The organism is Ruegeria sp. CH8 (assembly GCF_056536985.1).
The window spans coordinates 1-13,258 of the sequence record NZ_JBQFQR010000013.1; the positions used below are offsets into that span (position 1 = coordinate 1).

At 56.7% G+C, this 13,258-nt stretch carries 14 protein-coding genes and 1 tRNA gene; 11 read left to right on the forward strand and 4 right to left on the reverse strand.

All coding sequences use genetic code 11. From position 1 onward, the window contains the following. Positions 1 to 399 precede the first annotated feature (399 nt). Complete coding sequence (locus tag ACR0ER_RS15155; protein WP_480769789.1) at positions 400 to 585, forward strand: helix-turn-helix transcriptional regulator; 186 nt, start codon at positions 400 to 402, stop codon at positions 583 to 585. A gap of 79 nt (positions 586 to 664) precedes the next feature. Here ACR0ER_RS15155 and ACR0ER_RS15160 read toward each other — a convergent pair. After that, positions 665 to 751: transfer RNA gene (locus ACR0ER_RS15160), tRNA-Leu, on the reverse strand. A 143-nt stretch (positions 752 to 894) separates the two neighbouring features. Between ACR0ER_RS15160 and ACR0ER_RS15165 the strand changes: the two genes are divergently transcribed. Further along, the gene (locus ACR0ER_RS15165) at positions 895 to 1,554 is read left to right on the forward strand and encodes a DsbA family oxidoreductase (RefSeq protein WP_480769659.1); all 660 of its coding nucleotides are present in this window, start codon (positions 895 to 897) and stop codon (positions 1,552 to 1,554) included. Between the two features lie 39 nt (positions 1,555 to 1,593). Next, complete coding sequence (lipB, locus tag ACR0ER_RS15170) at positions 1,594 to 2,256, forward strand: lipoyl(octanoyl) transferase LipB (protein WP_480769660.1); 663 nt, start codon at positions 1,594 to 1,596, stop codon at positions 2,254 to 2,256. 575 nt (positions 2,257 to 2,831) lie between these two features. Here lipB and ACR0ER_RS15175 read toward each other — a convergent pair. After that, positions 2,832 to 3,251, reverse strand: coding sequence for an HIT family protein (locus ACR0ER_RS15175; RefSeq protein ID WP_480769661.1), 420 nt, complete (start codon positions 3,249 to 3,251; stop codon positions 2,832 to 2,834). 304 nt (positions 3,252 to 3,555) lie between these two features. Here ACR0ER_RS15175 and ctaD point away from each other — a divergent pair, with 304 nt between their 5' ends. The 4 genes from ctaD (at position 3,556) to ACR0ER_RS15195 (ending at position 7,639) form a co-directional block, all read left to right on the forward strand. Then, entirely contained in the window at positions 3,556 to 5,214 is a 1,659-nt protein-coding gene (gene ctaD / locus ACR0ER_RS15180) for a cytochrome c oxidase subunit I (RefSeq protein WP_170331069.1), read from the forward strand. A gap of 155 nt (positions 5,215 to 5,369) precedes the next feature. Then, complete coding sequence (locus ACR0ER_RS15185) at positions 5,370 to 6,398, forward strand: bestrophin family protein (RefSeq protein ID WP_480769662.1); 1,029 nt, start codon at positions 5,370 to 5,372, stop codon at positions 6,396 to 6,398. A 105-nt stretch (positions 6,399 to 6,503) separates the two neighbouring features. Further along, complete coding sequence (locus ACR0ER_RS15190) at positions 6,504 to 7,103, forward strand: DsbA family protein (RefSeq protein WP_480769663.1); 600 nt, start codon at positions 6,504 to 6,506, stop codon at positions 7,101 to 7,103. A 44-nt stretch (positions 7,104 to 7,147) separates the two neighbouring features. After that, on the forward strand, positions 7,148 to 7,639 hold the full coding sequence (locus tag ACR0ER_RS15195; protein ID WP_480769664.1) for a DUF2244 domain-containing protein: 492 nt from the start codon (positions 7,148 to 7,150) through the stop codon (positions 7,637 to 7,639). 25 nt (positions 7,640 to 7,664) lie between these two features. Here ACR0ER_RS15195 and ACR0ER_RS15200 read toward each other — a convergent pair whose 3' ends face one another. Then, on the reverse strand, positions 7,665 to 8,150 hold the full coding sequence (locus ACR0ER_RS15200) for a GatB/YqeY domain-containing protein (protein WP_480769665.1): 486 nt from the start codon (positions 8,148 to 8,150) through the stop codon (positions 7,665 to 7,667). Positions 8,151 to 8,333: 183 nt separating this feature from the next. Here ACR0ER_RS15200 and carA point away from each other — a divergent pair, with 183 nt between their 5' ends. Both carA and ACR0ER_RS15210 read left to right on the forward strand, forming a co-directional pair. After that, complete coding sequence (gene carA / locus ACR0ER_RS15205) at positions 8,334 to 9,500, forward strand: glutamine-hydrolyzing carbamoyl-phosphate synthase small subunit (RefSeq protein WP_480769666.1); 1,167 nt, start codon at positions 8,334 to 8,336, stop codon at positions 9,498 to 9,500. A gap of 84 nt (positions 9,501 to 9,584) precedes the next feature. Then, positions 9,585 to 11,459 (forward strand): glycosyltransferase, encoded by a 1,875-nt coding sequence (locus ACR0ER_RS15210; protein ID WP_480769667.1) that lies wholly within the window; start codon positions 9,585 to 9,587, stop codon positions 11,457 to 11,459. A 3-nt stretch (positions 11,460 to 11,462) separates the two neighbouring features. Here ACR0ER_RS15210 and ACR0ER_RS15215 read toward each other — a convergent pair whose 3' ends face one another. Continuing rightward, positions 11,463 to 12,110 (reverse strand): GntR family transcriptional regulator, encoded by a 648-nt coding sequence (locus ACR0ER_RS15215; protein WP_170331039.1) that lies wholly within the window; start codon positions 12,108 to 12,110, stop codon positions 11,463 to 11,465. A 100-nt stretch (positions 12,111 to 12,210) separates the two neighbouring features. Here ACR0ER_RS15215 and ACR0ER_RS15220 point away from each other — a divergent pair, with 100 nt between their 5' ends. Both ACR0ER_RS15220 and ACR0ER_RS15225 read left to right on the forward strand, forming a co-directional pair. After that, positions 12,211 to 12,855 carry a pyrimidine 5'-nucleotidase gene (locus ACR0ER_RS15220; protein ID WP_480769668.1) on the forward strand — a complete coding sequence of 215 codons (645 nt, stop codon included), beginning with the start codon at positions 12,211 to 12,213 and terminating at the stop codon, positions 12,853 to 12,855. Between the two features lie 87 nt (positions 12,856 to 12,942). After that, positions 12,943 to 13,191, forward strand: a complete 249-nt coding sequence (locus ACR0ER_RS15225) for a hypothetical protein (RefSeq protein ID WP_170331034.1) — start codon at positions 12,943 to 12,945, stop codon at positions 13,189 to 13,191. The last annotated feature ends 67 nt before the right edge of the window (positions 13,192 to 13,258 follow it).

A 13,258-nucleotide genomic window follows, 5' to 3' on the forward strand; every position in this document is an offset into this window, starting at 1 on the left:
CAACCACACCCGACCGCATCAGGCCCTCAACATGCGCCCACCAGTCCCCGAAACTCTAGTCCGAGATGGCCCAGAACAAGGGGGCTAGACATACAACTATCGCAACCGAATGGCTCTAAGGGCCGCTTTAAAAAAGATCAGGTTTGCGAACTAACATATTGCTATCAATTCACTCTTTGATAATCGTGGGGCACCTAGCGACATATTTTTGCTTTGTCTGGACGAATAGAATTTTCGTGATACTACCGCCTCAAGGTTCGCAAACAGCAATGAAGTCCCACAGCGAACACAAAAAACAAACCACTGAGGCAGTTCAACATGACTTATCAAGGCAAATTCGAAATAGCTCGTGGTGTCGATGAGATCGATATCACATACATTCGCGAGGCCGCCCAGGCGATGCCTGAATTCGCTCCGCTTTACGTACCGTTGATCGAGGCGCCTAAGTGGTTCGGTGTATCGAAAGACACACTTTATAGGGCGAGCAAAAACGGAGACATTAGAATCTACAAAGTAGGTAGTAGATCTGTAGTCAAAGTATCTGAAATCAAATCTTGGATCGAAAGGCCCGAAAGCGCGACTTAACGGATGTGGGGCCAATTGTGGGACTGAATAAAGCAGCCAAGCAAAAATATATTATTTTCTAACACTTAGGGGTTGATTTTGGTGCGGTCGAGAAGACTCGAACTTCCACGGGAGTTACCCCACAGCGACCTCAACGCTGCGCGTCTACCAATTCCGCCACGACCGCACTGCCAGTGACTTGGTAGAGGGGCGTATAGACGCTGATGACCGGGATGTGAAGAGGCAAAAAACACACCGGTTTGAATTCCCTATACACGCCCATATCTATAGCTCCACAGGATCTTCCATCACACCGTCAGGAGTCTGAACATGACCACCTCCGATCCCCGCCCTGTCGTTCAGATCGACATTGTTTCGGACGTCGTCTGCCCCTGGTGCATTGTTGGATTTCGGCAGCTTGATCTGGCCCTGAAGCAGGAAAACGTGCTGGCGCATCTCAGGTGGCATCCGTTCGAGTTGAACCCAACCATGCCGCCCGCAGGTCAGAACCTGCGCGAGCATATCATGGAGAAGTACGGAACGACCGCCGAACAAAGCCAGCAGGCCCGGGATCGGCTGACCCAGTTGGGCGCAGAACTGGGGTTTGCGTTCAACTTCAACGATGACAGCAGAATGGTGAACACCTTTACCGCGCACCAATTGCTGGACTGGGCTGAAACTCAGGGCCGTCAGCATCCGCTGAAGCTGGCGTTGTTTCAGGCGTATTTCACCGACCAGAAGGACGTCTCGCAAATTGATGTCCTGCTTGATGCGGTTACGTTGGCCGGGCTGGACGCTGACGCCGCGCGATCGGCACTCGAATCCGGCGCTCACGTCGCCGCTGTGCGCCAAAAGCAGGAGTTCTGGACCAGCCGGGGTATCTCGGGCGTTCCATCGATGGTGTTTGGCGGCAAATACCTGGTGACCGGGGCGCAGGGTACCGACACCTATGCCCAGATTCTGCAACGCTGCTTGGCCGAGGCCGCCTGACCCCTTTCCCTTACCGCACCTGCGCGATATGGAACCGCCATGGAATGGAAGATCACCGACGGGCTCACCGACTATACCGAAGCCGTCGCCTTTATGGAGGCGCGGGTGGCTGCAATCGCCGCAGGCGAGGCGGATGAATGTGTATGGTTGCTGGAACATCCGCCGCTGTATACGGCAGGAACCTCAGCCCGGATCGAAGACCTGACCGACCCAGATCGGTTCCCGGTTTATGAGGCGAAACGCGGTGGGGAGTACACCTATCACGGCCCCGGTCAGCGCGTGGCGTATGTCATGCTGGATTTGAACAAGCGTGGAAAAGATGTGCGCGGCTTTGTCAAAAAGCTGGAGAACTGGGTTATCGCTGCGCTGTCAGAATTCAACGTGCACGGTGAAATCCGCGACGGTCGCGTCGGCGTCTGGGTGCGCCGGGACGACAAGCCATTAACAGCTGCGGGCCAGCCAGCCGAAGACAAGATCGCCGCAATTGGCCTGCGCTTGCGCAAATGGGTCAGCTTTCACGGCATTTCCATTAATGTCGAACCGGATCTCGAGCATTTTTCGGGCATCGTCCCCTGCGGTATCACCGAACACGGGGTCACGTCACTGGTCGATCTGGGCCTTCCGGTGACGATGGACGACGTTGATGTGGCCCTGCAGAACACGTTCTCGGACTGCTTCCAGTTAGTCGGCACCAGCCCCTGATTCGAATCGTGGCCTCTCTACGACGAGGACAACAATACCCTTCCACAATTTCCTTTGTTTCCGAAATTGAACGCAATCCACCATTTCTCCTGTAAAATTCGGGATAATTGGACGGAAAGCCCACTCAGAGGAATACACAGCGCGCGTTAGGGGGTATTCTGTATGTACCGTTCTAGAGTGAGTGGTGTGTTAAACCGGTGATCCTGGGTAGACCGGGTATTCGGTCAAGTGTTTGGTTACGAGTCTGCCGTTCCGACCCCAAATCGGAACGGCAATTCCGTTCAAGCCCTTCCGCAATCCTCAGGACTTAATCGATAGCCCCGTGCTGGTTCGATCGGCGCGTTCCAGCTACGGTGCCATGTGATCAATCCCAACCCTGGATTTCAGCGCTTCTTTCATAGCCGACCACATGGTTCCCGCATCCGTCCAAAGCTGGGCCGCTATCCCAAGATGCGTCCCTATAGCAGGCTCGAAACACCGCAGGCTGATACTGTGGCGAAGACCATGTTTGAACCATGCGCTGCGCATTCGGCGACAACAGCACACGCTTGGAGCCACATGATAGCAAGGAATGATCAGGCCAGAGCCGCTTTGATCTTTTCCGCGTGCTGCGCGATCAGGTCGAAATCCCCCATCTGCCCCGGAGCACGCAGCGAAACACCCTCGTGACGTGGCAAGACGTGGAAATGCAGGTGGAAGACCTCCTGCCCGCCTGCGGCCTCGTTGAATTGCTGGACGGTGACACCATCGGCGTCAAAGGCTTTAACCACCGCATTTGCCAGTTTCTGCGTGATTGAGGTTACGGCGGCCAGCTGCTCGGGTGATGCGTCCAGCAGGTTTCGGCAGGGCGTTTTGGGGATCACCAACAGATGCCCGTCTGACCGCGGCATGATATCCATGAAAGCCAGCGTATCGTCATCCTCGTACACGCGTGTCGAGGGGATCTCTCCGCGCAGGATCTTGGCGAAGATGTTGTCGGGATCGTAAGCGGCCATATCAAGTCTCCGATTTCGGGTATTGAGAGTAGTTCTGCGGCGCACATACCCAGGGGTCAAGGCGGAACTCTGCCGCGCTGTACGAATGATCGTTTGCGGCCCCTTGAAATAACAGAGGCAATCGCCAGATAAGCCGTATTCATGGCCAGGATTTCGCGGGTTTTCCTCCGACCCGCGACAATTAATCTTGATCCAGATCAAACTCGGCCATTGAAGGCGCCTCTTTCGCAAACTAAAACCAGCAATAATACCGCGCGCCGGAGAGGTCTGGCTGCGCGGTCAGTTGCAACAGGAGGCACCTATAATGGCAGACGCAGCCATTCATGGTCATGGCCATGAAGACGAGCGCAGCTTTTTCCAGCGCTGGTTCATGTCGACCAACCACAAGGACATCGGGATTCTCTACCTGATCGTTTCGGCTCTGGCCGGTTTGATCTCGGTTATGATGACCGTTTACATGCGGCTCGAGCTGATGCACCCCGGTGTTCAGTACATGTGCCTGGAAGGCTTCATGGCCGACCCATGTACCCCCAACGGTCATCTTTGGAACGTGATGATCACCTATCACGGTGTTCTGATGATGTTCTTCGTTGTCATCCCTGCCCTGTTTGGCGGATTTGGCAACTATTTCATGCCGTTGCAGATCGGTGCGCCGGATATGGCGTTCCCGCGGATGAACAACCTGTCCTTCTGGCTGTATGTCGCCGGTACCTCGCTGGGCGTGGCTTCGCTGCTCAGCCCCGGTGGTAACGACCAGCTGGGTTCGGGCGTAGGCTGGGTTCTCTACCCGCCGCTGTCCACGACCGAGGGCGGCATGTCCATGGACCTTGCGATTTTCGCCGTACACGTATCGGGCGCCTCCTCGATCCTCGGCGCGATCAACATGATCACCACCTTCCTGAACATGCGTGCCCCGGGTATGACCCTGTTCAAGGTGCCGCTGTTCAGCTGGTCGATCTTCGTTACTTCGTGGCTGATTCTGCTGTCGCTGCCGGTTCTGGCAGGCGCGATCACCATGCTGCTGATGGACCGCAACTTTGGCTTCACTTTCTTTGATCCGGCCGGTGGCGGTGACCCGATCCTGTATCAGCACATCCTGTGGTTCTTCGGCCACCCGGAAGTGTACATCGTGATCCTGCCCGGATTTGGCATCATCAGCCACGTCATCGCGACCTTTGCGCGCAAGCCGATCTTCGGTTACCTGCCGATGGTCTGGGCGATCATCGCGATTGGTGTTCTGGGCTTTGTCGTGTGGGCGCACCACATGTACACCGTTGGTATGTCGCTGCGTCAGCAGGCCTACTTCATGCTGGCCACGATGGTCATCGCGGTTCCGACGGGTGTTAAGGTCTTCTCGTGGATTGCGACCATGTGGGGTGGCTCCATCGAGTTCAAAACACCGATGCTGTTCGCCTTCGGCTTCCTGTTCCTGTTCACCGTTGGTGGTGTGACCGGTGTGGTCCTGTCGCAGGCTGGTATCGATCGCGCCTATCACGACACTTACTACGTGGTTGCGCACTTCCACTATGTGATGTCGCTGGGTGCTGTCTTTGCCATTTTCGCGGGTGTGTACTTCTACTTCTCGAAGATGACCGGTCGTCAGTACTCGGAATTCTGGGGCAAGGTTCATTTCTGGCTGTTCTTCATCGGCGCCAACCTGACCTTCTTCCCACAGCACTTCCTGGGCCGTCAGGGCATGCCGCGCCGCTATATCGACTACCCCGAAGCGTTCGCTCAGTGGAACTTCGTGTCGTCGATTGGTGCGTTCATCTCATTCGCCTCGTTCCTGCTGTTCTTCGGCATCGTGATCTACGCCCTGCTGCGTGGCGCGAAAGAGACGCGTCCGAACCCGTGGAACGAATACGCGGACACGCTGGAATGGACCCTGCCCTCGCCGCCTCCCGAGCATACGTTCGAGCAGCTGCCAAAGCAGGAGGACTGGGACAAAGGCCACGCGCACTGATCCCACCCATTCAAAGAACGACCATAGCCCCGCCTTGCGCGGGGCTTTTTCTTGGTCAAATCGCCTTAGCCACCGGTAACATGGACACAAACGACGGGGTGCGAATAGTATTAAGGAATTGAAATCCATCAGGTCCCGGCGGAAATTCACAGCCCATGTTACTTCACGACGGCATTTCGGTTCGAAAACTGCTCAAGGGATCGGTAGGTTTTATCTGCCTGGTTCTGGCTTGGATTTTTTTGGTTCAGGTGGTGGATGAACTCACGCCAATAGACTTAATATCAAACCCCAGCCCACCAGTCGCGATGCTGGGTCTAGCTGTGGCTTTCTTTCTGGGGTTCAAGAATACTTCGACCTATGGACGTTGGACCGAAGCCCGCAGGGTCTGGGGGAACATTGCCAATACAAGCCGGGACTGGGCCAACACTGTCAGCACTCTGGTCCAGCCCAATGGCTCTCGGATTGACGATGATCTACGCAGGGAGTTGATTGAACGGCACATCGCGTGGCTGAACATGCTCGCCTATCAATTGCGCCAACCCTCCTCGACAGGTCGCAAACGTATGCCTTGGTTGTTCGGGCACAAGAGCATCTCCAAAGGGACAGATCAGCATCAGTTGCCCGAAAGCTGGCAGAACCACCAATTGGAATCGGATTTGCCCCACATGGTGGGCAAGACCAATCGCGCCGCGTGCCTTCTAAACCTACAAGCCCGCAGGCTTTCGGACATTGCTCAAAAGGGACAAATCGACTCGTTCTGGCATGTGGCCTTGATGGATCGGGTGGCACGGCTTACGGCGGCACAAGGCCAGTGCGAACGGATCAAGAATACCCCTTTCCCTCGGCAGGTCGCTGAGGTTGGTCGGCTGTTCAGCTGGATCTTCATCTTCATGTTGCCTCTGGCATTCAATGATGAACGCTCAATCATGGCGGGGACTGACGCAGCGTTGATGAAAACAGTGCTGACCGACTGGCTGACCTTTGCTCCGGTCGGCGCTCTGGTCTGCTGGATCTTCTTTGTAACAGAACGTGTCAGCGCATCGATGGAAGACCCATTTGAAGGGGACGTTACCGACGTTCCGATCTCGGCGATGTGCCGGACAATCGAGATCGATATCCGCCAGATGACAGGTTTCGGTCAAGCACCTCGACCCGTTCAACCGGTCGAAAAAGCACTGTTGTGAACCGAACCCCAACATTCGGGTCGATGAAGGTTTAAAGGCAAATATCGAAAAACTGACTGTTTTAGTATATGATACAGGCAGAAACTCTGAGATCGGAGTGATTACATGCCTGATATTGATTTTTGGTATTCCATTGGCAGCACCTACAGTTTTCTGACAATCATGCGTCTGGATGATTGGTGCATGGAACATGACACCTCGGTGACGTGGCGGCCCTTCAACGTGCGCAACGTGATGCAGGAACAGCAGAACATTCCGTTTGCTGGCAAGCCGGTGAAGTCCGCGTATATGTGGCGGGATATCGAACGCCGAGCCGCAAAGTACCATATTCATGCTCAGTTGCCCGCGCCCTACCCGATCTCAGACCTGCCGCTGGCCAATCAGGTCGCCCTTCTGGGCATGGGCGATGGCTGGGGAAAGAACTTCACTCAGGTATTGTATCGTATCTGGTTCGAAGAAAGCATCGAAGCTGGTAGCGAAACCGCCATCTCTGAAGCTTTGCACAGGTGCCAGCAAGACCCACGACTGGTTTTGGCCCGCGCCCGCAGCCCCGACACGGTAGCCGCGCTTGAGGCCGAAACAGAGATCGCGACAAAACTTGGGGTATTCGGGGCCCCGAGCCTTGTTGTTCGCGGCGAAGTGTTTTGGGGGGATGACCGATTGGACGACGCGCTATCCTGGGCCCGAGTTGGCCACGTAACCTGATCTTTTGCCTTCGACACGCCACATCATTGCGCTAGCTTTCAGCCATGCCCTATCGATGGAATCAGACCTCTGAAACCGAACAGGAACTGCGCCTTTGGCCGCATAACTCGCTGCCGCGGCGTGGGGCGATGATTGTGATCCTGTCGGTGTTCTTATTTGGACTGATTCCACTGATGGCTGTGCTGGGGTCGGTCATCCTGTGGGGGCTGCTGCCCTTTCTTCTGATTACCGTTCTGGGCTTGTGGCTGGCCATTCAGACCAACTATCGCGCGCGCAGTGTGTTCGAAGTTCTGACACTCAGTGGAACACAGGCTCGACTGGTCCATCATACGCCGGGCAGAGAACAGCAGGAATGGTCCTGCAATCGCTATTGGGCACGTCCAGCGATGCATGAAAAAGACGGGCCTGTACCGCACTATGTCACTTTGGTTGGCGACGGACGCGAGGTGGAGATTGGTGCATTCCTGTCCGAAGAAGAGCGCATCGCGCTTTACGGCGACCTGATGCAAAAACTGCGCGAACCAGTCGCGCAGTGAGCTTACTTTCAGAATTTGAGTACTGTCAGCAGCCGCCGTTGGACGCGGCGCATAGATGATCCTTGACCATCGGGCCGACCTTTCCGAAATCCATCTGGCCGGTATAGCGGGTTTTGAGTTCGCCCATCACCTTGCCCATGTCGCGGATCGATCCTGCCCCTGTCGCGGTGATTGCCGTCTGGATAGCTTTGGACACCTCATCCTCGTCCAATTGCTTGGGCAGGAACTCTTCGATAACCTCGACCTCGCGCAGTTCCCGTTCGGCCAGGTCCAGTCTTCCGCCCTCTTCATAGGCGCGAGCGCTTTCCTTGCGCTGCTTGGTCATTTTTCCAAGGATTTCAAGTACCTCAGCGTCGCCGCAGCCCTTGGCCTCTTCGTTGTCAGAGGCCCGCGAAGCGATATCGCGGTCTTTGATCGCAGCGTTAATCAACCGAAGCGTCGACAGACGTTCGGCATCTTTGTCTTTCATTGCTTGCTTCAGAGCGGAGTTCACTCGTGATCGCATATCCATATGATCTGTCCATCCCCACGGAAAAGGAACCCCGACCATATCGAAACAAAAAGCGCGACACAACCGGAAGTGAATATTGCTAACCTATTGATTTTCCTCAATAGCGCAAAATTTGAACAGACTTGACCCAGCGCCACAACCCCCTTAGTTATGCGCCGATTTACCCAGCAGGAGAGTCGCCCGATGGCCCAGAACGCCCCGTCCAAGCCCACCGCATGTCTGGCATTGGCCGACGGTACACTGTTCTACGGGATGGGCTTCGGTGCCACCGGTCAGACCGTGGCCGAGCTGTGCTTTAACACCGCCATGACCGGCTATCAGGAGATCATGACCGATCCTTCTTATGCAGGGCAGATCGTGACCTTCACCTTTCCCCATATCGGCAATGTCGGTGTGAACCCCGAAGATGACGAAACCGGTGATCCGGTTGCCGCCGGTATGGTTGTCAAATGGGACCCGACCGAGCCTTCGAACTGGCGCTCGGCCGAAGAACTGAAAACCTGGCTCGCTCGTCGTGGACGTATCGCCATCGGCGGCGTCGACACCCGCCGCCTGACTCGCGCCATCCGTCAGCAAGGCGCACCGCACGTGGCGCTGGCCCATGATCCCGATGGCAATTTCGACATTGAAGCTCTGGTCGCTGCTGCGCGCGGTTTTGCAGGGCTGGAAGGCATGGATCTGGCCAAAGAGGTCACCTGCGCCCAAAGTTATCGCTGGGATGAGATGCGGTGGGCCTGGCCCGACGGCTATCCCCGTCAGGAAGCCCCCGCACACAAGGTGGTTGCCGTGGATTTCGGTGCCAAGCGCAACATTCTGCGCTGCCTCGCCTCGGCTGGCTGTGACGTAACCGTTCTGCCCGCCACCGCGACCGCCGCGGAAGTGCTGGCGCACAATCCCGATGGTGTCTTCCTGTCCAACGGCCCCGGCGATCCGGCGGCCACCGGTGAATACGCCGTTCCGATGATCAAAGAGGTTCTGGACACCACCAACCTACCGGTCTTTGGCATTTGCCTGGGACACCAGATGCTGGCGCTGGCCTTGGGCGGTCAGACCGTCAAGATGAACCACGGCCACCACGGTGCGAACCACCCGGTCAAGGATCTGGACACCGGCAAGGTCGAGATCACTTCGATGAACCATGGCTTTGCGGTAGACGCGCAGTCCCTGCCCGAGGGCGTAATGGAAACCCATCGTTCCCTGTTTGACGGATCGAACTGCGGCATTCGTATGACAGACCGTCCGGTCTATTCTGTCCAGTATCACCCCGAAGCGTCGCCCGGCCCGCAAGATAGTTTCTACCTGTTCGAGCGTTTTGCAGATGCGATGGCAAACAAGAAAGCCACGGCCTAAACAACCAATGGAACAGGGTTAACCCGCTGTTAACCAATATTGAGCAACCCTGACGCCTGCTAACCGCGTCAGGGTTGTTTCTTTATGGTCGAATTGAACCTGCAGCATTTCGCGCACGCCGCGCCGATACCTGCGCAGGAGCGAAAACCTTTGGGGGCGTGCCTTGTCGATCGTGGCCTGATCACCAAGGCACAGCTGGACGAAGCACTGTTACTGCAATCCTGGCAGCAAGCTCCGCTTGGGGAAATACTTGTAGCCGAGGGCCTGGTCACACGTCAGGACGTGCTGGAAGCGCTGTCCCATCAATCCGGCTTGCAGATTGCCGATCTGGACAACTCGCCGCCTTCTCAGGAATTGTGTCAGATCAAACCCGCTGACTTCTGGTTGGCCCGTAATGTCATTCCCTGGCGTCGCATGGGGCCGATCCTGCTGGTGGCAACGGCGCGACCCGATCTTTTCCCGGGCGTGCGCGACGATCTGGAAGATGTCGGCCACACGGTCATTCCTGTACTTGCAGCCGCAGAACAGATCGACGGGGCAATCGCGGACGTGTTCTCAACCCCTCTGGCCGAAGCGGCCGAAGCCCGCGTGCCTTTAGACCATAGCTGCCGATCCTGGACCCCGCTTTCCCGCGCCGCATACGCAACCGCACTCGGGGTTGTATTAGCGCTTTCTTCGACCCTTCCTCTGGTCGGTCTTGCCGTTATTGTGATGGCTGCCGTAGTCACCCTGATCCTGTTTCTAACCCTACGTCTGTCTGGTCTGCTGAGCTACATCTGGCACCTACAATACCGCACGCCCAAGGCTGTGGCTGAATGCGCTCCGCCAATATTGCCTTGCGTGTCCATCATGGTACCGCTTTTCAAAGAAAGGGAAATAGCAGACGCCCTGATCTTGCGCTTGCGGCGGCTGACCTACCCCAAAGCCCTGCTTGATGTGATACTGGTTTTGGAAGAGTCCGACGAGGTGACACGGTCCACTCTGGCCCAAGTCGACCTGCCGAGTTGGATCAGAACCGTTCAGGTGCCCGCCCTGAGAGGTTTAACAACCAAACCCCGTGCAATGAACTATGCGCTGGATTTCTGCCGGGGCGACATTTTGGGCGTCTGGGATGCAGAAGACGCGCCGCAACCGGACCAGATCGAGCGGGTTGTCCGGCACTTTGCCCAAGCTGATGAGAAGGTGGTCTGCCTGCAGGGTGTTCTGGACTATTACAACCCCCGAACCAACTGGCGTTCACGTTGCTTTACTATCGAGTACAACAGTTGGTTCCGGGTTGTCCTGCAGGGCATTTCCAAACTTGGGCTCGTTGTGCCGCTGGGTGGGACCACCTTCTTTTTCCGGCGCGACAAGCTGCTGGAACTCGGTGGGTGGGATGCCCATAACGTCACCGAAGATGCCGATCTGGGCGTACGTCTAAGCAGGGCGGGCTATCGCACTGAGATGGTGAACACCACCACTTATGAAGAGGCGAACTTTCGTGCCTGGCCCTGGGTGAGGCAACGCTCTCGCTGGCTCAAGGGGTTCATGGTCACCTACCTTGTTCACATGCGCTCACCCAAACAATTGCTGAGCGATCTGGGCCTACTGCGGTTTTTGGGCGTACAGGCGTTCTTTCTTGGAACCGTTGGTCAATTCCTGCTGGCCCCGGTGCTGTGGCTGTTTTGGCTGATATCCTTCGGCCTGCCCGGCCCGTTTGATCCGCTCCTCTCCAAAGCAGGTTTGACCGCCCTATTCAGCCTGTTTCTCTTTGCAGAAGCCGTCAATGCACTGGTCGGCGCAATAGCGGTGTCTGCACGCGAAAGGCGGTTCCTGTTACCTTGGGTCCCGACAATGCCGCTATATTTCCCGTTGGGCGTTTTGGCCGCATACAAAGCCCTTTGGGAACTGGTGCTCGACCCGTTCTTCTGGGACAAAACGCAACACGGTCAGGCCAGCGAAGAGACCCTGCCGCACTGAAAATCAGTTTTCGCGCCGTACAGCATCCTGTTTCAGACGCGTCATGAAGGCGACCGAGATGTGATCCTTGAGGGCGCGTCCGGCCGCCTCTTCGTCACGGGCGGCGATTGCGTCGACGATCCCCTTGTGTTCGCTCTGCGCGATCTCGCCACGACCATGTGCCGCCAGAGACGTCGTGGCCATCAGCGCCATGGTGCGATGTACAAGGTCCAGTTGCTGCACCAAATAGCGGTTGTGCGAGGCCAGATGGATTTGCTCGTGAAACCGCCGGTTTGCCCGCGACAAGGCAGCCGGATCATCTACCAGCGCGTCATCGGCAACGACCATATCCTGCAACACCTTGATCTCTTCTTCGGTGGCGTGTTTGGCGGCCAACTTTGCGGCCAGCCCTTCCAACTCTCGCCGAACTACATAGAGCTCGGCCATCTGGTTGTGGTCCAGAGACGCCACAATCAGCGACCGCCCATCGCGTTCCAGCAAAGATTGCGTTTCCAACCGCTGCAGAGCCTCGCGGATCGGCGTGCGGGAAACCCCGAACCGTTCGGCCAACTCGCTTTCGACCAGACGGTCGCCGGGCTTGTAAACGCCCACGTCAATCGCTTCGAGTATCAGGCTGTAGGCATCTTTGGACGGCTGTCTGGATTGGGGCATTGGGTGGTATGTCTCCTCGTTCGAACATGTCTATCCGTCACTTGCCCTCAGGATCAAGAGCAGCATTGAAAACCAATGCCCCGCGCCCTAAACCAAACTCATGGTCAAACCTGCCTTTTCCCACGTCACCCAATGGGTGTTCGATCTGGACAATACACTCTATCCGCCGCACATGCGCCTGTTCGATCAGATCGAGGTGCTGATGACGGATTATGTGGTGCAGGCCATCGGCGTGGACCGAGCCGAGGCGGATCGGCTGCGCTCGCATTACTGGCGGCAATACGGCACCACGCTGGCCGGGCTAATGGCCGAGCATGATCTGGACCCCGATCCTTATCTGCACGCGGTTCATCAAGTGGATATGAGCCACATGGACCCCGACGCAGAACTGGCCGATCACATCCGATCCCTGCCCGGGCGTCGTATCGTCTATACCAACGGCAGTGCTCCTTATGCTGAACGTGTTCTGGATGCGCGAGGGCTCGGTGGCTTGTTCGATGCGATCTATGGAGTCGAGCACGCGGGCTACAAACCAAAGCCCGAAAAAGCCGCGTTCGAGGCAATCTTCGCACAGGATGGAATCGACACTTCCAAGGCCGCGATGTTCGAGGATGATCCGCGCAATCTGGCCGCCCCGCACGCGATGGGAATGCGCACGGTTCACGTCGCGCCCGAGCCGCACGAGGCCAACCATATCCACCATCATACCGACGATCTAACCGCGTTTCTGGCGCGTCTGCGATAGGCTGTCACACTGCGACGATCTGCACATTTTGCAGGTGCAGCATCGCCCCTATATGCGCCTCAGCGACGAACAGAAATGGAGAATCCCATGAGCGCGATCGAGATGCCTCGGCGCCTGCCCATTTGGCAGCGCTTGTTGTTTGCAATCCCCGTTTTTGGCTGGCTGGCAAAGGACGCCGCTAACGGTGAGGCTGAGGACTGGTACTACACGGCCGCCGCGATCGTTAGCATGTGGGGATGCTCGGCCCTGCTGTTTGGCCTGCCAGGGCTTTATATCCCGGCTGTCATGATGGTGCCGATGATGTTCATCCTCCTCATCCTGATTTCGCGCGGCTAAGAAACGGGACAGGATGTCACTTGGCACCCGGCTTGGAACCGAACTAGTTTCTGCCCAAGACTCGGAG